Source organism: Amycolatopsis sp. NPDC049159 (assembly GCF_040648295.1).
Lineage (GTDB): Bacteria > Actinomycetota > Actinomycetes > Mycobacteriales > Pseudonocardiaceae > Amycolatopsis > Amycolatopsis pretoriensis_A.
In genome coordinates this window covers 21,785-44,413 of record NZ_JBEZDL010000025.1, presented here as the reverse complement: position 1 = coordinate 44,413, position 22,629 = coordinate 21,785, and the positions used below count along the sequence as shown (strand labels likewise).

Below are 22,629 nucleotides of genomic sequence, written 5' to 3'. Positions count from 1 at the left end.
CAAGTCGGGTCAGCACCTTACTTGCCACTCACGATCGGCGTCAGGCTTTTGCGACCCCGGCGGTCACCTTCGTGCCGTCGCCGACCGTGCCGGCGAAGCCCTCGCCCACCGGCTCGTAGGCCACCGACGTCGCCAGCACCTCCGCGGCCAGGAACTCCTCGTACGCCCGGGCGGCCTCGACGACGTCGGCCGGGGCGTCGACGGTCAGCGCGATCCGGTCCGCGACGTCGAGCCCGGCGTCGCGGCGGGCCTGCTGCACGACCCGGACCAGGTCGCGGGCCACGCCTTCGGCCGCCAGCTCCGGCGTGACCTCGGTGTCGATCAGGACCAGCCCGGACCCGCCGGGCAGCTCGGCCGCCGCGCCGCCGCTCTTGGCGACCAGCCGGCGCTCGAACTCGCCCTCCTGCAGCGCGATCCCGGCCGCGACGACGGTGTCGCCCTGCAGCGACCAGTCGCCCGCCTTGACGGCCTTGATCACGGTCTGGACGTCCTTGCCCAGCCGCGGGCCGGCGGCGCGGGCGTTGACCGCGACCTCGAACCCGCCGTGCGCGGCGACGTCGGTGGTCAGCTCGACCGCCTTGACGTTCACCTCGTCGCGCAGGATGTCCGCGAAGGCCGTCAGCGACTCGGCGTCCTCGGCCGCCACGACCAGCGACGACAGCGGCAGCCGCACGCGCAGCTTGTTCGCCTTGCGCAGCGACAGCGCCGACGACGCCACCTGCCGCACCCGGTCCATCGCGGTGACGAGCGCCGCGTCGGCGGGCAGGTCGAGCGCGTTCGGCCAGTCGGTCAGGTGCACCGAGCGGCCACCGGTCAGGCCGCGCCAGACGACCTCGGTGGTCAGCGGCAGCAGCGGCGCCGTGACCCGCGAAGTCACCTCGAGCACTGTGTGCAGCGTGTCGATCGCGTCCTGGTCGCCGGCCCAGAAGCGGTCCCGCGAGCGGCGCACGTACCAGTTGGTCAGCACCTCCAGGAAGTCCCGCACGGTCTGGCACGCGCCCGCGACGTCGTAGCTGTCCATCGCGAACTCGACGTCGGTGACCAGCTCGTGCGTCTTCGCCAGGACGTACCGGTCGAGCACGTTCGGCGAATCCGTGCGCCACTTGCCTGCCACGCCCTCGGCGTTCGCGTACAGCGCGAGGAAGTAGTACGAGTTCCACAGCGGCAGCACGGCCTGGCGGACGGCGTCGCGGATGCCCTTGTCGGTGACGATCAGGTTGCCGCCGCGCAGGATCGGGCTCGCCATCAGGTACCAGCGCATGGCGTCGGAGCCGTCGCGCTCGAAGACCTCGTTGACGTCCGGGTAGTTGCGCAGCGACTTCGACATCTTCGCGCCGTCGGACCCCAGCACGATGCCGTGCGAGACGCAGGCGCGGAACGCCGGCCGGTCGAACAGCGCCGTCGCGAGCACGTGCAGCAGGTAGAACCAGCCGCGGGTCTGCCCGATGTACTCGACGATGAAGTCGCTCGGGTAGTGGTGCTCGAACCACTCGGCGTTCTCGAACGGGTAGTGCACCTGGGCGTACGGCATCGAGCCGGAGTCGAACCAGACGTCCAGGACGTCCTCGACGCGGCGCATGGTCGACTTGCCGGTCGGGTCGTCCGGGTTCGGCCGGGTCAGCTCGTCGATGTAGGGCCGGTGCAGGTTGTCCAGCCGCACGCCGAAGTCCGCCTCCAGCTCGTCGAGCGAGCCGTAGACGTCGGTGCGCGGGTACGCCGGGTCGTCGGACTGCCACACCGGGATCGGCGTGCCCCAGTAGCGGTTGCGCGAGACCGACCAGTCGCGCGCGTTCTCCAGCCACTTGCCGAACTGGCCGTCCTTGACGTTCTCCGGGTACCAGGTGATCTGCTGGTTCAGCTCGATCATCCGGTCCTTGAACTGCGTCACCGCGACGAACCACGACGAGACCGCGCGGTAGATCAGCGGGTTGCGGCAGCGCCAGCAGTGCGGGTACGGGTGGTCGTAAGTCTCGTGGCGCAGCAGCAGCGCGCCCTGCTCGGCCGCGGAACCCGTGCCGTTCTTCAGGTCGCGGATGATGTTCGGGTTGGCGTCGAACACCTGCTGGCCGGCGTAGTCCGGCACGGTCGCGTCGAACTTGCCCTGCGCGTCGACCGGCGTCACCGGGGTGATGCCGGCGGCGTCGGTGACGACCTTGTCCTCTTCACCGTAGGCGGGCGCGATGTGCACGATCCCGGTGCCGTCTTCGGTCGTGACGTAGTCCGCGGGGAGGACCCGGTGCGCGTTCTCGGTGCCGGTGAAGTACGGGAACGGCGGCGCGTAGCGGGTACCGAGCAGCTGCTCGCCGGTGTAGCGCGCGACGACCGGCGGCTCTTCGCCGAGTTCCCGCGCGTACGCGGCGACGCGTGCTTCGGCGAGCAGGAACCGCTTGCCGTCGCTCTCGACGACGACGTAGTCGACGTCCGGGTGCACCGCCGTCGCGAGGTTGGACGGCAGCGTCCACGGCGTCGTCGTCCAGATCAGCAGGTAGGTGCCGTCGAGCTCGGTGCCGTTGTCCTGCAGCCGGAAGCCGACGGTGACGGCCGGGTCCTGGCGGGTGGCGTAGACGTCGTCGTCCATCCGCAGCTCGTGGTTGGACAGCGGCGTCTCGTCGCGCCAGCAGTACGGCAGGACGCGGTAGCCCTCGTACACGAGTCCCTTGTCCCACAGGCGTTTGAACGCCCACAGCACCGACTCCATGTAGCTGACGTCGAGGGTCTTGTAGTCGTTGTCGAAGTCGACCCAGCGGGCCTGGCGGGTGACGTAGTCGCGCCACTCGTTCGTGTAGCGCAGGACGGACTCGCGCGACACCTCGTTGAACTTCGCGATGCCCATCTCGTCGATCTGGGCCTTCTCGGTGATGCCGAGCTGGCGCATGGCCTCGAGTTCGGCGGGCAGGCCGTGGGTGTCCCAGCCGAAGCGGCGCTCGACCTTGCGGCCCTTCATCGTCTGGTAGCGCGGCACCAGGTCCTTGACGTACCCGGTGAGCAGGTGGCCGTAGTGCGGCAGGCCGTTGGCGAAGGGCGGGCCGTCGTAGAAGACGTACTCGTTGTCGCCGCGCTCGCCGGCCGGGCGCGCGTCGATGGTCGCCTGGAACGTCCGGTCCGTCTCCCAGTAGGCGAGGACCTGCTTCTCCAGCTCGGGGAAGGACGGCTGCGACGGGACGCCCGCACCGTCGTTCAGCTGGGCCTGGGGGTACATCCGGGTGCTCCTCGGTTCGTCGCTCTCGTACGGACGACCGGCTCCCGGTCACCCACACGGGGACGAGACGCCTTGCGGCGTTCCGCGGTACCACCCCGCTTGCCCGCTCTCGCGGGCCGCTTCGTTCGACGGCTGTCACGGGCCGCACCCGTCCGGTTCTACTGAGAGCGGTGAAGCTCGGTTCTTCCGGAGGCTCCCCGGTGATGGCCGGATCGGCGCCTTGCTGGTACCAGGTTAACCGCCCCGCGCAACCCGTTGCCACGAGGGGCGCACCGGAAACGAACGCGACCGCCGCGGCGATCCCTCCGTTGCCGATCCGACCGAAAGCAGGCGGACACGGTCCGCAGCCGATCCGCCCCACGTGGGGTTTCCGCCGTGGCTGCCGTCGGATCGGCGACGAATGGCGCAGTAGCATGACCGCAGGCCGCCCGAAGGTCCGCGGCCGGAAACCCACGGGGGAAATTTTCACGGTGAGCCGCACTTTTCAGGTGGATCTTCGCGGGGTCGTCGACCTCCTCAGCCGCCACCTCTACTCGAGCCCGCGCGTGTACGTGCGGGAACTGCTGCAGAACGCCATCGACGCGGTGACCGCGCGCCAGGCGCGGGAACCCGGTGCGCCCACCGAAATCGCGATCGAGGCCGGCGACGGCGTGCTGCGCGTGACCGACACCGGGATCGGGCTGACCGAAGCCCAGGTGCACGAGCTGCTCGCGACGATCGGGCGCAGCTCCAAAAGGGACGAACTGGGCTTCCAGCGCCACGAGTTCCTCGGCCAGTTCGGGATCGGGCTGCTGTCGGCGTTCCTCGTCGCCGACGAGGTGCGCGTCGTGACGCGCTCGGCCGGCGGCGGCCCGGCCGTCACGTGGACCGGCCGCTCCGACGGCACGTACGCCATCGGACCGGGCGAACGGGACACCCCGGGCACCACGGTCACCCTCGCCGCGCGCCCCGGCGCCGAAGAGTGGTTCGTCCCCGGCACGGTCACCGAGCTGGCCACGCTCTACGGCTCGATGCTGCCGTTCGGGATCACCGTCGACGGCCGCCCGGTCACCACCCCCGTGCCGTGGGCCCACGACGACCGCGCGCCCGGGCGGCGGCAGGCCGATCTGGTCGGCTACGCGCAGGACACCCTGGGCTTCACGCCGTTCGACGTCGTCGAGCTGGACGTGCCCGCCGCCGGGCTGACCGGCGTGGCGTACGTGCTGCCGTTCCCGGCCAGCCCGGCCGAGCACGGTGGCCACCGCGTCTACCTCAAGCGGATGCTGCTCGCGGAAAACGCGCCCGGGCTGCTGCCGGACTGGGCGTTCTTCGCCCGCTGCGTCGTCGACGCGGGCGAGCTGCGGCCGACGGCGGGCCGGGAAGCGCTCTACGACGACGGCCAGCTGGAGGCGGCGCGCGAGGCGCTCGGCGACCGGCTGCGCGGCTGGCTCGCCGGGCTGGCGCGGACCGCGCCCGACCGGCTGAACCGGTTCCTCGGGATCCACCACCTCGGCGTCAAGGCCCTCGCCCTGCACGACGACGAGATGCTGCGGCTGGTCGAGCAGTGGTGGCCGCTGGAGACCAACGTCGGCCGGATGACCATGGCCGAGTTCCGCGGCCGCTACGGGCTGCTGCGCTACTGCGCCACCACCGACGAGTTCCAGCAGCTGGCCGGGGTCGCGGCCGCGCAGGACATCGCCGTGATCAACGGCGGCTACACCTACGACAGCGAGCTGGCCGAGCGGCTGCGGGCGCTCGAACCGGACCTGGTGGTGACCCGGCTCGACCCGAGCGACCTCACCACGGCGTTCGCCGAGCTCGACAGCGCCACGGCGCTGGCCACCCGGCCGTTCGTCGCGGCCGCGCAGCGCCACCTCGACCGGCTGGGCTGCGAGGTCGTGCTGCGCGAGTTCCAGCCCTCGAGCCTGCCGGTGCTCTACCTGCTGGACCGGGCCGCCGCGTTCGCCGGCGAGCTGCGGGCCACCAAGGAGCAGGTCGACGAGCTGTGGGCGGGGGTGCTTTCGGCGTTCGAGAAGCCGGCCGACGACCGCCCGCAGCTGGTGCTCAACCACCGCAACCCGCTGGTGCGGCGGATCAGCCTGCTGCGGGACGACACGCTGCGCGGGCTGGCCGTCGAGTCGCTCTACGGGCAGGCCCTGCTCTTCGGCAGGCACCCGATCCGGCCGGCCGACGCCGCGCTGCTGAACCGCTCGTTCCTCGGCCTGCTGGAGCAGGCCGTCCCCGAAGAGGAGACCCGATGACCACCCCCACCGCCGGCGAGCAGGAGGTCTGGGACCGGCTGTGGGCCGCCGAGCGGCTGCCGCGCGGGCGCGCCCAGATCGCCGCGCTGGAAGCCGGGCTCCGGGAAGCGGACGCCCACGGCTCGCCCGAGCTGCGCTTCGGCGCCCGGATCCTGATCACCAGCGCCTACCAGCAGGGCGGCGAGCCGGCGAAGGCGTTCGTGCCGTTCGCGTGGTGCCTGGCGGTGCACGACCGCGGCGAGGCCGACTCGCGCTGGACCCACGACCTGCACTGGTACTTCAAGTTCATGGCCGGGTCGATGGCGACCTTCCCGGAGGTGCCGCTCGACCGCACCCGCGCCGTGCTCGACGACATGGAACGCCGGTACCGCCAGGCCGGGTACTCGATGAACCCGGTGCACCAGTACCGCGCGGTGCTCGCGCGGCACATCGGCGACCGCGAAACGGCCGCCGAGCAGTACCGGCTGTGGTCGGCCGCGCCCCGCGGCCGGATGTCCGACTGCGTCGGCTGCGAACCGAGCGACAAGGTCGCGCACCTGAACTGGCTCGGCCGGTACGCCGAAGCCGCCCAGGTGGCCGAGCCGGTGCTGGGCGGGGAGTTCAGCTGCGTCGAGCAGCCGCAGCACATCCTGACCGAGCTGCTGCTCCCCTACGTCCACATCGGCCGGTACGACGACGCCGTGCAGGCGCACCGCCGCGCGTACCGGGCGATGCGGCACGACCCGGCGCAGCTGCAGTCGATCGCCACGCACCTCGCGTTCTGCGCGCTGACCGGGAACCACGCCCGCGGGCTCGACCTCGTCGAGCGGCACCTCGGCTGGCTCGAGGCGCCGCCGACGCCGTACGCGGAGCAGGAGTTCGCCGCCGCGGCCGCGCTGAACCTGCGGCTGGTGGCCGAGGGCGGCCACGGCGACGCGCCGGTGCGCCGCGCCGGGGGCACGACCACGGTGGCCGAGCTGCGAGACGAGCTGGCCGGGCGCGCGCTGGAAATCGCGGCGCGGTTCGACGCGCGCAACGGCACGGCCGAACAGGGCAAGCGGGTCCGCGCGGTGCTCGCCGCCGAACCGCTCGTCGAGCACCTGCCGCTGTCCGGGACCACCGCACCCGAGCCGGTTCCCGCACCCGCCCGGGTCTGGCCGGAGTCGCCGGCGGAGCTGGCCGACCTCGGCGAGCAGGAGGCCCGGCTGGGCCGCTCGCCCGACGACGTCTGGGCCCGCTTCGACGAGGTGTGCCCGGAACCGTCGGGGACGCTGCGGGCCCGGCGGCTGACCGCGGCGGCGGACGCCGAGCTGCCCGGCGACCTCGAGGCCGCGAGCCGCGGCTTCGCGCGGGCGGCCGGGGTGTTCGAGGAAGCCGGCGACGCCGTCGGGGCGGAAGCCGCGCGGGGCAAGGAAATCCTGTTCGCGGCGCTGGCCGGGGACCGCCCGGGCGCGGCCGAGGAGCTCGAAGCGTCCGCCGCGCGCCTCGCGGCCATCGGCGAGCCCGCCGACCACGCCCGCGCCCTGCTGCGGGTGGCCGTGCTCCACTTCGCGCGGAACGACTTCGACGCCACCACCGACGTCCTCGACCGGGCCGCCGAACCGGTCCGCGCCACCCCCGAGCTCGCCGCGGCGTGGCTGCAGCGCCGGGCCCTGGTGCTGGCGAACCAGGGCGACCTCCCGGGCGCGATCGAGCTGGTCGTGGACGCGGCGGAGCGGTACACGGAGCTGGGTTCGCCCGAACGGGCCGCGAACTCGCGGCTGCTGGGCGTCCAGTTCCGGGCCGGCCTCGGCGACCGGGAGACGGCGTTCGCCGAGACGACGTCGATCGACCCGGGCACGGACCGGTCGGCGTCGGCGCGCTTGCACCAGCTGCGCGGGCACCTGGCCAACGACCTCGGCCGCCCCGAGGACGCCGCCGCCGGCTTCCGGGCCGCCGCCGGCGACTTCACCGCGCTCGGCGCCGACGTGGACGCGGCGGTGGCCCGCGTCGAATTCGCGGCCGCGGCCCTGGACGCCGGCCGTCCGGAAGAGGCGGCCGAAGCGATCGAGGACGCCGAAGCGGTCCTGGAGCGGGCGGGCGCAGACCACGAACTGGCGCGCGGCCGGTACCTGCTGGCGAAGGCGTGCCAGGAGCTGGACCGCGAGGTCCAGGCGGCGGAGCTGTTCGCCGTGTCCGCCGGGCACTTCGCGGCGATGGGGAACGAGGCCGCGGCGGGGCAGGCGACGGAGTCCCGGGCCGAGGTCCTCGACCGGCTGGACCGTGACGCCGAAGCGGCGGCCGACTTCACCACCGCGGCTTCGTACTTCCACACGGCCGGGCTGCCGGCCGAGGAACTGCGCAACCGCCGTCGCGCGGCGCTGTCGTGGCTGTGGGCCGGCGAACCCGCGAGTGCGGAGGAAGCGCTGGCGGTGGCCGACGCGGTGACGGGCGAAGGACCGCAGTTCGAGTGGGAAAGCGCACTGGCGGCTTACGACGGCGCCCGGCTGCTGGCCAACCTGGAGCGTCCGGCGGAGGCGCTTCCCCGCGCCACGGCGGCGGCGGAAGCCTTGCGGGCCATGGAAGCCGAGGGCCCGGCGGTGGCCGCGGACGTCCTCAGTGGACGGTTGTGGCGCGACCTCGGGAAGGTGGCGGAGGCCCGGGAGGTGCTGACCGCGGCGTTGTCGCGGCTGCCGGAAGAGGCGGCCGGGCAACGCGCGGACATCGAGGCGCTGCTGGCGGAACTCGAGGGCTGAACCGGTGCGGGGGAAGGGTTCCGCACGCCCGCCAGTGTCACGCCGATCGCCGTCAGCCACAGGGCCGCCGCGATCACGCCGACCACGTGCAGGCCGTCGAGGAACCCCTCCCCCGGCGTCCCCGCCACCGCGCCCAGCACCGCCACCCCGAGGGCGCCGCCCGCCTGGCGGGCCGTGTTGTTGACCCCGCTGGCCACCCCCGCCCGCCCGGGCGGGAGGCCGGACACCGCGGCCGTCACCACCGCCGTCGTCAGCAGGCCCATGCCCGCGCCGAGGCCCAGCAGCGTCGGCAGGAGGGCCGGGTAGCCGCTGTTTTCCCCGAGCAGCACCAGGTTCGCCATCCCGAGCACCCCCAGCGCGAGCCCGGCGACCATCAGCGTCCGCGGCCCGAACCGGGCGGTCAGCCGGCCCGCGATCGGGGCCAGCACCGACAGCGGGCCGAACAACGGCAGCACCTCGAGCCCCGCCGTCAGCGGGGACGCGTGCCGCACACCCTGCAAGTACAGCGTCAGCACCAGGATCGCGCCGATCCCGACGAAGTTCATCGCCGCCGCCACGAAGGTGGCGCTCAGCGTCCGCCCGACGACGTCCAGGGGCAGCATCGGGTCCGGTGACCGGCGCTCCACGGCCACGAACGCCGCCAGCGCGACGGCCGCCACCACCGCGGCCACCGCACTCCCGCCGATCACCGCGTACACGCCGGCGCCGAGGGCGGGCGCGGCGGTGGCGGCACCCGCCGGATCGAGCCGGCCGGGCGCCCGCTCTCCCCGCGGCACGAGCCGCCAAGTGGCGAAGGCCGCCGCGAGCACGATCGGGACGTTGAGCCAGAACACCGGCCGCCAGCCCCCCGGCGTCACGACCGCGCCGCCCAGCACCGGGCCCGCCGCCAGCGCGAGCGCGGACACCCCGGCCCAGACACCGAGGGCGCGGGCCCGCTCGGCGCGTCCCGGGTGGGCGTTGGTGATGACGGCGAGCGTGCCGGGCAGCAGCAGCGCCGCGCCCAGCCCCTGGCCGGCGCGGGCGGCGACGAGCTCCGGGGCCGTGGCCGCGAGCCCGCACGCCGCCGACGCCACGCCGAACAGCCCGAAGCCGGTCAGGACGATCCGGCGGTGGCCGACGACGTCGCCGAGCGCACCGCCGGTGAGCAGGAACGCGGCCAGGACGACGGTGTAGCCGTCGACCACCCACTGCTGCGCGGCGAGATCCGCGTGCAGGCCGGTGCCCACGATGGGCAGGGCGACGTTGACGACCGTGACGTCCAGCTGCACCAGGAGCATCCCGGCGCACAAGGTGAACAGGAGCATGCCTCCAGTGCACCGCGCGGACGCTTCCGTCGCGGTGGAAGCGTGCCGGGGGCATCCTGGAGAAGTGGAAGGGGACGCCGACATCGCCCGCACCGCCGCGTTGTTCGCGGACCCGGCGCGGGTCGGGGTGCTGCTCGCCCTCGCCGACGGCCGGGCGCTGGCGGCGTCCGTGCTGGCCGCCGAGGCGCGGCTGTCCGCACCGGGGGTCAGCGCGCACCTGGCGAAGCTGCGGGCGGCGGGCCTGGTCGTCGCGGAGAAGTCGGGGCGCCACCGGTTCTACCGGCTGGCCGGGCCGGACCCGGCGGAGCTGCTGGAGACGCTGGCGCGGTTCTCGCCGTCCCAGCCGGTGACGTCGTTGCGCGAGGGCACGCGCGCGGAGGCGTTGCGGACGGCCCGGACGTGCTACGACCACCTGGCCGGCCGGCTCGGGGTCGCGGTGACGTCGGCGTTGCTGGCGCGGGGCGCGTTGGCGGGAGCCCCGGACACGCGACGGCGCGCGGGCGACCGGATTTCGGCTCCGCTGCGCGAACACCCGTACTCCCTCGGCCCGGCGGCGGAGCCGGTGTTCGGTGAGCTGGGCATCGACCTGGCCGCGGCCTCGACCGGACGCCGGCCGCTGCTGAAGTTCTGCCTGGACTGGAGCGAGCAACGCCACCACCTGGCAGGCGCCCTGGGCGCGGCGGTGGCGACGCGGTTCACGGAAGCGGGCTGGGTCCGACGGCGTGCGGAAGCCCAGAGAGCGATCCGGCTCACACCGGAAGGGGCGCGGGCGCTGGCGATCCACTTGGGACTGGCCGGTCTGGCGGCTTAGCGGTGGGAACATCAGGGTCGCGCAGCAGGGCCAGGTCCGGGGCTGGCCCTGCCTGGCGGGTTAGCGGTGGGCGGCCACCAAGGTCGCGCGGCGCATGCAGGCCCAGTCCCACAGGACCGGCCCGACTGGCGGCCCAACGGTGCGCGGCCACCAATCCGGGGCCGGCCCGGCCTGTCGGCTCAGCGGTGGGCGGCCACCAAGACCGCGCAGCGCATGCAGGCCCAGTCCCACGAGACCGCCCAACCTCGCGGCTAACAGTGAGCGGCCACCAAGACCGCGCAGCGCGTGCAGGTCCAGGCCCACGGGACCGGCCAACCTCGCGGCTAACGGTGAGCGGACCAAGACCGCGCGGCGCATGCAGGCCCAGTCCCACAGGACCGGCCCGACTGGCGGCCTAACGGTGCGCGGCCACCAATCCGGGGCCGGCCCGGCCTGTCGGCTCAGCGGTGGGCGGCCACCAAGATCGCGCAGCGCGTGCAGGTCCAGGCCCACGGGACCGCCCACCCTCGCGGCCTAACGGTGAGCGGCCACCAGGGTCGCGTCCGGGGCGCAGCGGCCGCACGGGGTGAAGCCGAGCTGGCGGGCCTCGCCGATGCCGATCGGGATCAGTTCGCGCCTGCCGAGCCATGGGCAGGCCCTCAAGTGGTAACGCGGGTGCTCGTCGACGACCACGACCTCGTCCTCGAGGTCCGCCAGGAGCGCGATGTCGGCGGCCGGGGTCTTCTCCTCGTCCGGTTCCGCTTCCTCGTCCTCGGCGGGTTCCTCCGCGGCGACGGGTTCAGGTTCAGGCGAGGGCTCGGGCGTGTCGGCCGGGTCGCCCAGCTCGCCGGCCTTCGGGATCAGCGTCGTCTGCTCCTCGGCCGGCTCGGGTTCCGGCGCCGGCTCCGCTTCGGGCGCGGACTCGGCAGGCTCCGGAGCCGACGCGGCCGAAGCACGGCGACGGCGGCGCAGCCAGTCGGCCACCAGGAGCAGGCCCGCCAGTACCGACAGGCCGATGGAAACCCACGCCCACAGCGAAGAAGCGGTGATCAGCGCGGTGACGAGCAACCCCAGAGCCGCCAGTACCAGTACCAGCACGATGTAAAGCACGCTGCATTAGAGCACGAACCGGGCAAGATCGGCCTGCGACCCACCCACGTGCCGTACCGGATCGACTCCGAACCGTGGCCTGCCCCGCCGGCTCGTGCCGGCGGGGCAGGCCCGGAAGGAAAATCAGCCGGCTTCGGCGCGGGGGCCGAACGAGTAGCCCTGGCCGCCGCTGGACGAGCCGGACGACTGGCCGGAGCCCGACGAAGCCGACGCGGGCGCGGCGGAACCGCGGTCGTCGAGCTCGCGCAGCTGGGACTCGAGGAACCCGCGCAGCCTCGTGCGGTACTCCCGCTCGATCGTGCGCAGCTCTTCGATCTTCTTGCCCAGCCCGCTCTTCTCCGAGTTGAGGCTGTTCATCGTCTCGGTGTACTTGCGCTGCGACTCGCGCTCGAGCGTCGTCGCCTTGTCGCGCGCCTGGCGCTCCAGCGTCTCGGCCCGGGTCCGCGCGTCGTTCAGCATCGTGTCGACGCGCGTGCGCGCCTCGTTGACCATCGAGTCGGACTTCGCCCGAGCGTCCGAGAGCAGCTGCTCGGACTTGGTGCGGGCCTCGGCCAGCATCCCGTCGGACTCGGTCTTCGCCTCGGCGGTCAGCCGGTCGGCCATCTCCTGGGCGAGGCCCAGGACCTTGGCCGCCTGCACGTTCGGCTCCGTGCTGTCGCCGACCATCGAGTGCGCCTGGGTCTGCTCCATGGCGGACTGCGGCGGCGGCACCGGCGCCAGCCGGCGCGACGGCTCTTCACGCATCGGGGGCTGTGCAGATTTGGCACTGTCGAGCTCGCTTCGAGTCGACTCGAGCTCGGAGTCGAGCTGTTCCATCTGCTGGCGCAGCTCGTTGTTGTCTTCGATCAAGCGGGCCAGCTCGGTCTCCACCAGGTCGAGGAACGCGTCCACCTCGTCCTCGTTGTAGCCCCTCTTGCCGATGGGCGGCTTGCTGAACGCAACGTTATGCACGTCAGCGGGGGTCAACGACATCAGATCACCTCACGCACTCCATGGCCTGCAGGGTCCACCCAAGTTTCCCCGATCAACTTGGAGTCGCCAGTTGCATCGCGAAGAACACAACCAACAGCAGCACCATAATCGACAAGTCCAGTCCGACGCCGCCGATCCGGACCATCGGAATGATCCTTCTGAACAACCGGACCGGCGGGTCCGTCACTGTGTAGATGGTCTCGAGCGTCACCGCAACCCCTCCGGCCGGATGCCACTCACGCGCGAACGTCCGGACGAGTTCGACCACGATCCGCGCCGTCAGCAGCAGCCAAAAGGCGAACAGCACGTACCAGACGACCAGCCACACAGCTTCCACATGCCTACTCTAACCAGGCGTCCGGCCATAAGACGCAGTCAAGGGGGTCGACGCCGCATCGAGTCGACAAAATCACGTCTGCTTGCGCTCAGCGGTCCGCGCGACTTCAGCCCCGCAAAAACAATCCCCCTTCGGCGATCCGCCGACGGTCTTCGGCGGTCACGTCCACATCGGGCGGTGAGAGAAGGAACACCTTGTTGGTGACCTTGTCCATCGACCCGCGGAGCGCGAACGCCAGCCCGGCCGCGAAGTCCACAAGGCGCTTCGCGTCCGCGTTCTCCATCTCGGTGAGGTTCATGATCACCGGGATGCCCTCGCGGTAGTGCTCCCCGATCGCCCGCGCCTCCGCGTAGCTCGTCGGGTGCAGTGTCGTGATCCGGCTCAACGGGTCACGCACCGGCTGGCGCACGACCGGCTCCGTGACCGGCCGGAGCCGTGCCACGGGTTCCGGCTGCCGGTCCATCGCGAGCGCGCCGTGGACGGCCGGCTCCGAGCTGGGCACGGAGCGTGACCTGCTGCGGCTGACGGGCTCGTCGTACGTGTCGTCGACGTCGCGGTACCGTGAGCGGGACGACCGGGGAGCCGGCTCCTCGTAGGAGTCGTACTCGTCGTCGTAACCGCGCCGGTAATCGTCCTCGGCGTCGTAGCCATCGTCGTCAGCGGGCACCATCCCGAAGTAGGCCTTCAGCTTCTGCAGCGCGCTCATGCCTCTCCCTAGCCCTAGCCGCTCCCGCACCAACGATTCTCCACGCCGTCAATGCCCCGCGCGGACGGCCACTAAACGTGACGGCCGTGCGAGCTCCCTACGGCGAGGCTAAACCGCGTCCACCGAGCAACGCGGTTCCGACACGCACAGAGGTTGAGCCGTGCGTGATCGCCTGTTCGAGATCATGGCTCATCCCGGCGGACACCGTTGCGGCATTCGGGTGATCTTTGCGGAGCGCCTCACCCGCGCGAGCGAGGCGTTCGAAGGCGGCGGCGGGGTCGGCACCGAGCGGCGCGACGGCCATCAGCCCGCGAAGCCGCAGCTCATCCATGTGGGTGACGTGCTCGGCGAGCGCACCGAGCTCGCCGAGGGGGCAGCCGCCGCGCGCGGGGTCGTCGTCGAGGCTGGCCTGGAGCAGCACGTCGAGGGGTTCGTCACGTATCTGCGCGTCCCGGGCCGCACGCACCGCCTTCGCGAGCGCGTCGGCGAGCCGCGCCGAATCGAGGGACTGCACTTCGTGCGCCCAGGCGACCACCGACCGTGCCTTGTTGCGCTGCAGCCGGCCGACCATGTGCCAGCGCAGGCGGGCCCCGGGCCGCAGCTCGGCGACTTCGAGCGTCTTCGGCCCGGCGTCCTGGTCGCGGTTCTCGCCGAGGTCGGTGACGCCGAGGTCGGCGAGCAGCGCGGCGTCCGACGCCGGGAAGGTCTTGGTGACGGCGATCAGCTTCACCTCGTCGCGGGCGCGCCCGGCGGCGCGGCAGGCGGCGGCGATCCGCGCTTCGACCTCGGCGAGGTTCCCGGCCAGCTCGGCCTTCCGGTCGCTCACGCTTCGACCCAGGTGATGCCGGCGATCCGCCCGGTCGTCCCGTCGCGGCGGTAGCTGAACAGCGTCTTGTCCTCGTTCGTGCACCGCGGGTCGACGCCGATCTTGCCGACGCCGAGGTCGGCGAGCTGGCGCCAGAGACCGGCGCGCAGGTCGAGGCCGGGCGTGCCCTTGCGGGTCTTGCAGGCGCTGCCGGGGACGTGCTTCTCGACGTCGGCGGCCATTTCCGCGGGGACCTCGTAGCAGTCGCCGCAGATGGCCGGGCCGAGCAGCGCTTCGATCCGGTGTGGCTCGGCGCCCGCTTCGCGCATCGCGGCCACGGCAGCCGGGACAACGCCGACGCGCGTGCCTACGCGACCCGCGTGCACCGCCGAGACCACGCCGGCCTCGGCGTCGGCCAGCAGGATCGGCACGCAGTCGGCGACCAGCACCACGAGCGCGACGCCCGGGGTCGCGGTCACCAGCGCGTCGGTCGCTTCGGCGGCGCCGGTCTCGGAGCCGTCCACAGTGGTCGCCGTGCGGCCGTGGACCTGCTCCATCCAGGCCAGCTTGTCCTCGGCCAGGCCCAGCTCGGCCGCGAGGCGCTTGCGGTTGGCGTAGACGTCGCCCTCGTCGTCGCCGACGTGGTCCCCCAGGTTGAAGGTGTCGTACGGCGGCCGCGACGCGCCGCCCGCCCTGGTCGTCACCACTCGCCGTACCCGCATGTCCCCATCCTCCCAAACGCCGTGAAGGCCACCTCCAGGAACTACGAGTTCCCCGAGGTGGCCTTCACGGACAGCAGCTGACCTAGCGCCGCATGAACGGCGGGACGTCGACCTCGTCGTCCGACGGGTCGTCGTGGACCGGCATCGCGCGTCCGGGCAGGCTGCCCTGGGTCGAGTTGGAGCCGATCGGCGAGTAGCCGCGCGAGCCGCCGCCGGGCTGCGGGAGACCGCCGGACGGCTGTCCGCCGGTCGCCGACGGCAGCGGCGAGTGCGAGCGCGGCGGCGCCACCGGGTAGCCGGAGCTGCCCGTGGACGGCACCGGGGTGGCCCCCGACGACGGGGCCGGCGGGTTCGACACCTGGCCGGCCGAGGCCGACGCGGTCGTCGACGACTGGCGCGAGCCGGAGCCGAAGGTCGACGGGTCGAGCTTCTTGTGCGTCGGCGCGCCGGCGTCGAACCCGGCCGCGATCACCGTGACGCGGACCTCGTCGCCGAGGGAGTCGTCGATGATCGTGCCGAAGATGATGTTGGCGTCGGGGTGCGCCGACTCCTGCACCAGCGAGGCGGCCTCGTTGATCTCGAACAGGCCCAGGTCCGAACCACCCGCGATCGAAAGCAGCGCGCCGTGCGCACCGTCCATGGAGGCCTCGAGGAGCGGCGAGTTGATCGCCTTCTCGGCCGCCTGGATGGCCCTGCCTTCACCGCGTGCGGACCCTATTCCCATCAACGCCGAGCCCGCGCCGGACATCACGCTCTTGACGTCGGCGAAGTCGAGGTTGATCAGGCCCGGGGTGGTGATCAGGTCGGTGATGCCCTGGACACCGGACAGCAGCACCTCGTCCGCGGAGCGGAACGCGTCCATCAGCGAGACGCCGATGTCGCCGAGCTGCAGGAGCCGGTCGTTCGGGATCACGATGAGGGTGTCGCACTCGTTGCGCAGCGACTGGATGCCGTCCTCGGCCTGCTTGCCGCGGCGCTTGCCCTCGAAGGTGAACGGACGGGTCACGACGCCGATGGTCAGCGCGCCCAGCTTGCGGGCGATCTGCGCCACGACCGGGGCGCCACCGGTGCCGGTGCCACCGCCTTCGCCGGCCGTCACGAACACCATGTCGGCGCCCTTGATGACCTCTTCGATCTCTTCACGGTGGTCTTCGGCGGCCTTCTGGCCGACCTCGGGGGCGGCACCCGCGCCGAGGCCCCGGGTGAGTTCGCGGCCGATGTCGAGCTTGACGTCGGCGTCGGACATGAGCAGTGCCTGGGCGTCGGTGTTCACCGCGATGAACTCGACACCCTTGAGGCCGACCTCGATCATGCGGTTCACGGCGTTCACGCCGCCACCGCCGATGCCGACCACCTTGATCACCGCAAGGTAGTTGTGCGGGGGCGTCATCGAAGTCCGCCTTCCTGATCGTTGTGCCCGTACAGCCCGCCGGCGGGTGATCGAACTCTCAACCTAAACCCCAGATTGAGAGTTATGTCAACTGCCGACGTTAGGCAGGACGGTAGGCACCAGGCACGCTCTAATCCAGTAGGCACGCCGTGTGTCGCAAAGGTGTTTTGCCACAACACGTTCGAGCGCGCAAGAGCGAGGAGCCGCGAGCACCGCTCCGGCCCGGTCTGGTATGGCACCCGGATCAGGCCGGCACGGGCATGCTCATGAGCACGTCGGTGGGCGTCCCGCTGGGCGATCCCCCGGCCTGCTCGAGGCTCACCGCGAGGTGGTCGGCGTTCCCGATGCCCTCGGCCACGACCAGGCCGCCGTCGTCGGAAGCGGCGATCACGCCGGCCGAGCGCGGCGCGGCCGAACCGGTGATCAGCCAGGCCTCGTAGACCTTCCCGCCCGGCTGCGACGGCAGCCCGGCGTCCATCACCATCACGCGGTTCAGCGACTTCGACAGGACCACCGTCACCCCGCCGCCGGCGGGCGCCTCGCCGTGCGCGGTCTTCGCGTCCGGCGCGGCGAGCAGCGCCGCCACCGGCTCGTAGCGGTCCCGCGCCTGGTCGAGCCGGCTCTGCGCGGTCTCGAGCTGCCGCTGCTGGGTGAGCGCGATGCCGCCGAACACGCCACCGGCGGCGAGCCCGACGACGGCGGCCGCGGCGGCCACGAACACCGCCCACCGCGGGGCGCGCGCCGAGCGGCGGTACCGCTCGGGCGAGCCGGGGCGGGTGCGCGGCGGCAGCTGGCGGGTGGCGTGCATGGCGGCCAGGACCCGGTCCTTGAACTCCGGCGGCGGCTCCTCGGCCATCGCCGCGCCCAGCCGCGCCGCGGTCGCGCGCAGCTCGGCGACCTCCTGGGCGCACGACTCGCACTGCTCGAGGTGGCGGGAGAACTCCGCGCGCTCGACGTCCGACACGGCGTCGAGGGCGAAGGCACCGGCCAGGGTGTGCATTTCCGGCGTGCTCAAGCGGTCACCCCCAGGCAGTCCCGCAGGCGGATCAGCCCGTCCCGCAGCCGCGTCTTGATGGTTCCTTGTGGCGTCGACAGCACTTCGGCCACCTCGCGATACGTATAGCCCTGGTAGTAGGCGAGCAGCACGGACTCGCGCTGCAGATCGGTCAGGAAGGACAGGCACTTGCGCACCTGGGAGCGTTCGAGCCGCGCGGTGACGGACTCGGCGACCTCGTCGAAGGGACGGCCGCGGGCGGCTTCGAAGGTCGCCTTCTGCTCGCGTTCGGTGCTGGCCCGGGCGGAGCGGACCCGGTCGACCGCGCGGCGGTGCGCCAGCGTCATCGCCCAGTTCAGCGCGGACCCCTTCTCCGGCGCGTACCGCGTCGCGGTGCGCCACAGCTCGACGAGGACCTCCTGGGCGACCTCTTCGGACTGGGCCGCGTCGCGCACGATCCGCCGGACGAGCCCGAAGATGGGGCCCGCGAACTGGTCGTAGAGCAGCTCGAAGGCTCGTTCGTCGCCCTTGGCGACGCGCACCATGAGCTCTTCCGCGGTCGGACCCGCCGGCACTTCGGCGGGCACCGGCGCCAACGGGCGCCGTCGAGCCTGCTCATCCATGCAGCTGTCCTCCGGCGTTCTGCGGGGTGCGCGCGATGACCGGCGCCTTCCGCAGCCACAGTGCGACGCCGTGGCGGCGGATGAGCGCGGACACCCGCTGCGGGAGCAGCGGCCGGGCCAGCACGAGCCGGGCCAGCCACCGCGGGTCCACCGGGCGGCGGACTCCCCGCAGCGTAGCGACCAGCGGTGTGGAACTCCCGCGGCGCAACGCGACCGTGAGGTCGAGCAACGCTTCCGGGTGGGGCAGCCGCATCCGGTACTCGCCGTCCATCTCCTGGAACGGCGAGACGTAGAACTCCTTGGCCGCGCGGGCGAGGCCGGTCTCGTCGGGGCGCAGCAGGTAGGCGTGCCGCCCGCCGTAGGTGTTGTGCACCTCGGCCACGACGCACTCGAGCCGCCCGTCCGGGTCGTGGCACCAGTAGACGCTGATCGGGTTGAAGACGTAGCCGAGCACGCGCGCGGCGGCCAGCATGACGACCCGGCCGCCGCGCAGGTCGACGTCGCGCTCGGCGAGCCACGCGTCGAGCTTCTCCCGGATCCCGCGCGAGTCGCTCGCGACGAAGTGGTCGCGGCGGTCGAAGCGCGCGAACGGCCGCAGCCACCACGGCAGCCGCGGCGGCGCGTCCAGGTCCACCAGCCACAGGTACACGCGGTGGGCGAAGGAGTGCGGCGGGTCGATCCGCCGCACGTGCGCGACCGTGGCGTCGTAGAGCGCGTTCGTCACCAGGTCACCCCGAGGCTTTCGGCGGCGCGGGCCCCCGACGAGCAGCCGTCCTCGTGGAAGCCCCAGCCGTGGTAGGCGCCGGCGTAGGCGAAGACGCCGTCGTTGAGCTCGGGCAGCCGTCGTTGCGCGGCAACGGATTCCGGCGTGTAGACCGGGTGCTCGTACCGCATCCGCGCGACCAGGTGCGTCGCTTCGGGGCCGTCGCCCGGGTTCAGCGTGACGACGTAGCCGGTCGGCTCGTCGAGCCGCATCAGCCGGTTCATGTCGTAGCTGACCTGGACGGCACCGGTCGGCGCGCCGCAGACGGGCGCGCGGTAGTTCCACCCGGCCCGCGCGTCGGCCAGCGACGGCAGCACGCTCGTGTCGGTGTGCAGCCAGGCTTCGTTGGCGGAGTAGCGGAACGGGCCGAGCACCTCGCGCTCGGCGGCGGTCGGGTTGGCCAGCAGGGCCAGCGCCTGGTCGGCGTGCGTGGCGACCACGACCTTGTCGACCCGGTGCGGCGTGTCGGCGTCGTCGCGGATCTCGACGCCGTTCGCGGTCCGCAGCACCGACCGCACCGGCGTCGAGAGGTGGACAGCCGTCAGCTGCTTCGCCGCGCGTTCGACGTATTCGCGGGACCCGCCGGTGACGGTCCGCCAGGACGGCGAGTCCTTGACCGAGAGCATGCCGTGGTTGCGGAGGAACTCGAACAGGTACCGCGCGGGGTACCGGAGGGTGTCGCTGCGGTCGGCGGACCAGACCGTGGACACCAGCGGCAGCATGAAGTGGTCGACGAAGTAGCGCGTGTAGCCGCCGATGGCGAGGAACGCGCCGAGGGTGACGTCCCCCGCGTCCTTCGCCGCCAGCAGCCGCTTCGCGTGCCGGTGGAACCGCTTCACTTCGGCGAGCATCCGCAGGTAGCGGGGCCGGGCGAGGTTGCCGCGCTGGGCGAACAGCCCGGCCAGCCCCTTCGCCCCGGCGTACTGCAGGCCGCAGCCGTCGCAGCGGATGCTCATCGACATCTCGGTGTCGCGGGTCCGGACGCCGAGCTCGGCGAACAGCCGCAGCAGGGTCGGGTAGGTGCGCTCGTTGTGGACGATGAAGCCGGAGTCCACGCCGATCGTGCCGCCGTGCGAGCTCGGCACGTCGTGCGTGTGCGCGTGCCCGCCCAGGCGGTCGTCGGCCTCGAACAGCAAGACCTCGTACTTGCGTTGCAGCAGGTATGCCGCCGTCAGCCCGGCCACCCCGCTGCCGATGACGGCGATGCGTTCTCCCGTGATCTCCACACCGGTACTTCGCCACCGGTGCGGATGTGGATTGGCGGGCGGCGGCACCAATCCACCGCGCGGGGCGGAGCGAATCCCGGACATGCCGAACAGCACCGCGCACCGCCTCGCCTCGTTCGCCGGGAAGCTCCTCGGCGGGCAGCTCCCCGTCGGCCTCCGGACCTGGGACGGGACCCGGGTGGGTCCGGTGGACGCGCCCACCGTCGTCCTGCGCAACCGCCGCGCCCTGCGGCGCCTGCTCTACGCACCGGGCGAGCTGGGGCTCGCCCGCGCCTACGTCACCGGAGACCTCGACGTCGAAGGAGATCTGGCGGACGGCTTCCGCCGGATCTGGGCCCTCACCCGCTCGGGGGAGCTCAACCGCGTGAAAATGGGCCCGGCGGACTGGGCCGAAGCCGTCAAGCTCGCCGCCCGCCTCGGCGTCGTCGGACCGCCGCCGAAGCCGCCCGCCGAGGAGGCCCGGCTGACCGGGAAGCTGCACAGCCTGCTGCGCGACAGGTCCGCCATCGCCCACCACTACGACCTGAGCAACGCGTTCTACCAGCTGCTCATGGACGAGTCGATGGCCTACTCGAGCGCGTACTTCACCTCCGACGAACCGGGCTACGGCCTGGCGGAAGCGCAGCACGACAAGCTGGAGATGATCTGCCGCAAGCTGGGCCTGCGCCCGGGCATGCGGCTGCTCGACATCGGCTGCGGCTGGGGTTCGCTGCTGGTCCACGCGGCCAAGCACCACGGCGTGCACGCCGTGGGCATCACGCTCTCGGGCGAGCAGCTGCAGCACATCCGCGCCCGGCTCGCCCAGCACGACCTCGAAGACCGCGTCGAGGTCCGCCGCCAGGACTACCGCGAGCTGCCGGACGCGCCGTTCGACGCGGTCGCGTCGATCGAGATGGGCGAGCACGTCGGCGAGGTGAACTACCCGGCGTACACGGCGACGCTGCACAAGATGGTCAAGCCCGGCGGCCGCGTGCTGATCCAGCAGATGTCCCGCGGGAACGTCGCCCCCGGCGGCGGCGCGTTCATCGAGCGGTACATCGCCCCCGACATGACGATGCGCCCGGTGGGCCGGACGGTCGAGCACCTGGAAAACGCGGGCCTCGAGGTCCGGGACGTGCACGCGATGCGCGAGCACTACGTCTGGACGGTGCGAGCCTGGGCCGACACCCTGGAGGCGAACTGGGCCGACGTCGTCGCGCTGATCGGCGAGACCGGCGCGCGGGTCTGGCGGCTGTACCTGGTGGGCGGGGCACTGGCGTTCGAGGAGAACCGGATGGGCGTGGACCAGATCCTGTCGGTGCGACCGCACCCGGACGGGACGAGCGGGATGCCGGCGACGCGGGAGTGGCTGCGATGACGCTCGGCACGACGCTGCTCTTCACCGCCGGCGTCACGGTGGTGGCGGTGCTGGTGACCTTCGGGATCGCGCGGGCCCGCAAGCGCTACGACACGGTCGACACGTTCTGGGGACTCGGCTTCGCGGTCGTCGCGCTGGCCGCGTTCCCCTTCGGCGACGGGCCGCTGTACCTGCGGCTGGTGGTGCTGGTGCTGACGGTCGTCTGGGGCGGGCGGCTTTCGCTGCACCTGCACCTGCGCAACCACAAGCTGCCCGAGGACCCGCGGTACGCGCGGATGCGGCAGGAGCCGCTGCGGATCTTCGTGCGCGTGTACCTGTTCCAGGGGCTGATCCTGTACTTCGTCTCGCTGCCGGTGCAGTTCGCGATGTACGGCACCGGGATCGGCGTGCTCGGCTGGCTCGGCGTCGCGGTGTGGCTGCTCGGGTTCGGCTTCGAGACGATCGGCGACGACCAGCTGCGCCGGTTCAAGGCCGACCCGTCGAACAAGGGCAAGGTGCTCGACACGGGGTTGTGGCGCTACACGCGGCACCCGAACTACTTCGGCGACGCGTGCGTGTGGTGGGGCCTCTACCTGCTGGCCTGCTCGACGTGGCCGGGCGCGCTGACGATCCTCTCCCCCGTGGCGATGACGTTCACCCTGGCCCGCGGCACCGGGAAACCCATGCTGGAGAAGGGCATGGCGAAGACCCGCCCGGCGTACGCGCACTACGTCGAGCGCACGAGCGGCTTCTTCCCGCTGCCGCCCAAGAAGGTCACTCCCCGGTGAGGCCGTCGGTCAGCTCGCGCAGCACGTCGAAGTGACCGGTGTGGCGCGCGGTCTCCTCGATCATGTGGGTGAGCACCCAGCGGACGTTGAACGTTTCGCCCTTGTGCGTCACCTGGTCGTCGAGATCGCGCGCCGCGACGATCTCCCGGCTGCGCTGGGACTGCTTCGCGTAGTCCGCGAGAAGCTGCGGCACCGGCGTCTGGGCGGCGAACCGGAATTCGGCGTCGGGATCGGCTTCGAGCCGCTCGTCCCAGGTGTCCTCCTCACCGTCGACGACGACGGCGAACCAGAACCACTCGTTCAGGGTGAGGTGGCCGAGCAGCCCGGCGACGGTGGTCAGCTCGCTGGGCAGGTGGACGCGCCGCGCCTGCTCGTCGGTGAGGCCTTCGGACTTCCAGGCGACGGTGGCGCGCAGGTAGTCGAGCTGGCTGGTCAGGATTTCGCGCTCGCCGCCGGTCAGCGGGACTTTCGGGCGCTCGGGTCGGGTCATGGCGGGGACTCTGCCAGAGGGGTCCGACACTTTCGGCTGTGCGGCGCGTGGCCCGGAGTCGGCTTGAGACGAGCCGCGCCGGCATCGCCCGGTCGGCGACCTGCCTTCCTCCCGCACCCC

18 protein-coding genes are annotated in these 22,629 nt (G+C 72.4%); 4 read left to right on the top strand and 14 right to left on the bottom strand.

The window, feature by feature from the left end; all coding sequences use genetic code 11:
* Window positions 1-40: 40 nt before the first annotated feature.
* Window positions 41-3,199, bottom strand: coding sequence for an isoleucine--tRNA ligase (gene ileS / locus AB0B33_RS37900; protein ID WP_360781126.1), 3,159 nt, complete (start codon window positions 3,197-3,199; stop codon window positions 41-43).
* A 470-nt stretch (window positions 3,200-3,669) separates the two neighbouring features.
* On the opposite strand from ileS, the gene AB0B33_RS37895 reads away from it, so the two are divergent.
* On the top strand, window positions 3,670-5,439 hold the full coding sequence (locus tag AB0B33_RS37895) for an HSP90 family protein (protein ID WP_360781123.1): 1,770 nt from the start codon (window positions 3,670-3,672) through the stop codon (window positions 5,437-5,439).
* Between the two features lie 2,449 nt (window positions 5,440-7,888).
* Here AB0B33_RS37895 and AB0B33_RS37890 read toward each other — a convergent pair.
* The gene (locus AB0B33_RS37890) at window positions 7,889-9,457 is read right to left on the bottom strand and encodes an MFS transporter (protein ID WP_360781120.1); all 1,569 of its coding nucleotides are present in this window, start codon (window positions 9,455-9,457) and stop codon (window positions 7,889-7,891) included.
* Between the two features lie 64 nt (window positions 9,458-9,521).
* On the opposite strand from AB0B33_RS37890, the gene AB0B33_RS37885 reads away from it, so the two are divergent.
* The gene (locus AB0B33_RS37885; RefSeq protein ID WP_360781116.1) at window positions 9,522-10,268 is read left to right on the top strand and encodes a metalloregulator ArsR/SmtB family transcription factor; all 747 of its coding nucleotides are present in this window, start codon (window positions 9,522-9,524) and stop codon (window positions 10,266-10,268) included.
* Window positions 10,269-10,781: 513 nt separating this feature from the next.
* Here AB0B33_RS37885 and AB0B33_RS37880 read toward each other — a convergent pair.
* The 11 genes from AB0B33_RS37880 to AB0B33_RS37830 form a co-directional block, all read right to left on the bottom strand.
* On the bottom strand, window positions 10,782-11,357 hold the full coding sequence (locus AB0B33_RS37880; protein WP_360781113.1) for a hypothetical protein: 576 nt from the start codon (window positions 11,355-11,357) through the stop codon (window positions 10,782-10,784).
* A gap of 123 nt (window positions 11,358-11,480) precedes the next feature.
* Window positions 11,481-12,329 carry a DivIVA domain-containing protein gene (locus tag AB0B33_RS37875; protein WP_247024724.1) on the bottom strand — a complete coding sequence of 283 codons (849 nt, stop codon included), beginning with the start codon at window positions 12,327-12,329 and terminating at the stop codon, window positions 11,481-11,483.
* Between the two features lie 52 nt (window positions 12,330-12,381).
* Complete coding sequence (locus tag AB0B33_RS37870) at window positions 12,382-12,657, bottom strand: YggT family protein (RefSeq protein WP_013224824.1); 276 nt, start codon at window positions 12,655-12,657, stop codon at window positions 12,382-12,384.
* A 115-nt stretch (window positions 12,658-12,772) separates the two neighbouring features.
* On the bottom strand, window positions 12,773-13,372 hold the full coding sequence (sepF, locus tag AB0B33_RS37865; protein WP_360781109.1) for a cell division protein SepF: 600 nt from the start codon (window positions 13,370-13,372) through the stop codon (window positions 12,773-12,775).
* A gap of 97 nt (window positions 13,373-13,469) precedes the next feature.
* Window positions 13,470-14,198 (bottom strand): YggS family pyridoxal phosphate-dependent enzyme, encoded by a 729-nt coding sequence (locus AB0B33_RS37860; protein WP_360781106.1) that lies wholly within the window; start codon window positions 14,196-14,198, stop codon window positions 13,470-13,472.
* Window positions 14,195-14,899 (bottom strand): peptidoglycan editing factor PgeF, encoded by a 705-nt coding sequence (gene pgeF, locus AB0B33_RS37855; RefSeq protein WP_360781103.1) that lies wholly within the window; start codon window positions 14,897-14,899, stop codon window positions 14,195-14,197. Before pgeF ends, AB0B33_RS37860 begins: the two co-directional genes overlap by 4 nt.
* Before the next feature lie 82 nt (window positions 14,900-14,981).
* Window positions 14,982-16,289 carry a cell division protein FtsZ gene (ftsZ, locus tag AB0B33_RS37850; protein ID WP_360781100.1) on the bottom strand — a complete coding sequence of 436 codons (1,308 nt, stop codon included), beginning with the start codon at window positions 16,287-16,289 and terminating at the stop codon, window positions 14,982-14,984.
* Between the two features lie 244 nt (window positions 16,290-16,533).
* The gene (locus tag AB0B33_RS37845) at window positions 16,534-17,289 is read right to left on the bottom strand and encodes an anti-sigma factor (protein WP_360781299.1); all 756 of its coding nucleotides are present in this window, start codon (window positions 17,287-17,289) and stop codon (window positions 16,534-16,536) included.
* Window positions 17,290-17,300: 11 nt separating this feature from the next.
* Complete coding sequence (sigK, locus tag AB0B33_RS37840; protein ID WP_360781097.1) at window positions 17,301-17,906, bottom strand: ECF RNA polymerase sigma factor SigK; 606 nt, start codon at window positions 17,904-17,906, stop codon at window positions 17,301-17,303.
* A complete protein-coding gene (locus AB0B33_RS37835; RefSeq protein ID WP_360781297.1) occupies window positions 17,899-18,633 on the bottom strand; it encodes a DUF1365 domain-containing protein in 735 nt (244 codons plus the stop codon). Before AB0B33_RS37835 ends, sigK begins: the two co-directional genes overlap by 8 nt.
* Window positions 18,627-19,895, bottom strand: a complete 1,269-nt coding sequence (locus AB0B33_RS37830) for an FAD-dependent oxidoreductase (RefSeq protein ID WP_360781094.1) — start codon at window positions 19,893-19,895, stop codon at window positions 18,627-18,629. Before AB0B33_RS37830 ends, AB0B33_RS37835 begins: the two co-directional genes overlap by 7 nt.
* Before the next feature lie 82 nt (window positions 19,896-19,977).
* Here AB0B33_RS37830 and AB0B33_RS37825 point away from each other — a divergent pair, with 82 nt between their 5' ends.
* The gene (locus AB0B33_RS37825) at window positions 19,978-21,252 is read left to right on the top strand and encodes a cyclopropane-fatty-acyl-phospholipid synthase family protein (protein WP_360781091.1); all 1,275 of its coding nucleotides are present in this window, start codon (window positions 19,978-19,980) and stop codon (window positions 21,250-21,252) included.
* The gene (locus AB0B33_RS37820; RefSeq protein ID WP_247024738.1) at window positions 21,249-22,019 is read left to right on the top strand and encodes a DUF1295 domain-containing protein; all 771 of its coding nucleotides are present in this window, start codon (window positions 21,249-21,251) and stop codon (window positions 22,017-22,019) included. The genes AB0B33_RS37825 and AB0B33_RS37820 overlap by 4 nt, the downstream gene beginning before the upstream one ends.
* Here AB0B33_RS37820 and AB0B33_RS37815 read toward each other — a convergent pair.
* On the bottom strand, window positions 22,006-22,509 hold the full coding sequence (locus AB0B33_RS37815) for a DinB family protein (RefSeq protein ID WP_247024739.1): 504 nt from the start codon (window positions 22,507-22,509) through the stop codon (window positions 22,006-22,008). The two genes, AB0B33_RS37820 and AB0B33_RS37815, sit on opposite strands and share 14 nt — an antisense overlap.
* Between the last annotated feature and the right edge of the window lie 120 nt (window positions 22,510-22,629).

What these genes read in the sequence shown, in the direction of transcription:
- ileS (WP_360781126.1), bottom strand. Translation starts at nt 3,199, where the DNA reads ATGTACCCCCAGGCCCAGCTGAACGACGGTGCGGGCGTCCCGTCGCAG.
- AB0B33_RS37890 (WP_360781120.1), bottom strand. Translation starts at nt 9,457, where the DNA reads ATGCTCCTGTTCACCTTGTGCGCCGGGATGCTCCTGGTGCAGCTGGAC.
- AB0B33_RS37875 (WP_247024724.1), bottom strand. Translation starts at nt 12,329, where the DNA reads ATGTCGTTGACCCCCGCTGACGTGCATAACGTTGCGTTCAGCAAGCCG.
- sepF (WP_360781109.1), bottom strand. Translation starts at nt 13,372, where the DNA reads ATGAGCGCGCTGCAGAAGCTGAAGGCCTACTTCGGGATGGTGCCCGCT.
- pgeF (WP_360781103.1), bottom strand. Translation starts at nt 14,899, where the DNA reads ATGCGGGTACGGCGAGTGGTGACGACCAGGGCGGGCGGCGCGTCGCGG.
- ftsZ (WP_360781100.1), bottom strand. Translation starts at nt 16,289, where the DNA reads ATGACGCCCCCGCACAACTACCTTGCGGTGATCAAGGTGGTCGGCATC.
- AB0B33_RS37845 (WP_360781299.1), bottom strand. Translation starts at nt 17,289, where the DNA reads ATGCACACCCTGGCCGGTGCCTTCGCCCTCGACGCCGTGTCGGACGTC.
- sigK (WP_360781097.1), bottom strand. Translation starts at nt 17,906, where the DNA reads ATGGATGAGCAGGCTCGACGGCGCCCGTTGGCGCCGGTGCCCGCCGAA.
- AB0B33_RS37825 (WP_360781091.1), top strand. Translation starts at nt 19,978, where the DNA reads ATGCCGAACAGCACCGCGCACCGCCTCGCCTCGTTCGCCGGGAAGCTC.
- AB0B33_RS37820 (WP_247024738.1), top strand. Translation starts at nt 21,249, where the DNA reads ATGACGCTCGGCACGACGCTGCTCTTCACCGCCGGCGTCACGGTGGTG.
- AB0B33_RS37815 (WP_247024739.1), bottom strand. Translation starts at nt 22,509, where the DNA reads ATGACCCGACCCGAGCGCCCGAAAGTCCCGCTGACCGGCGGCGAGCGC.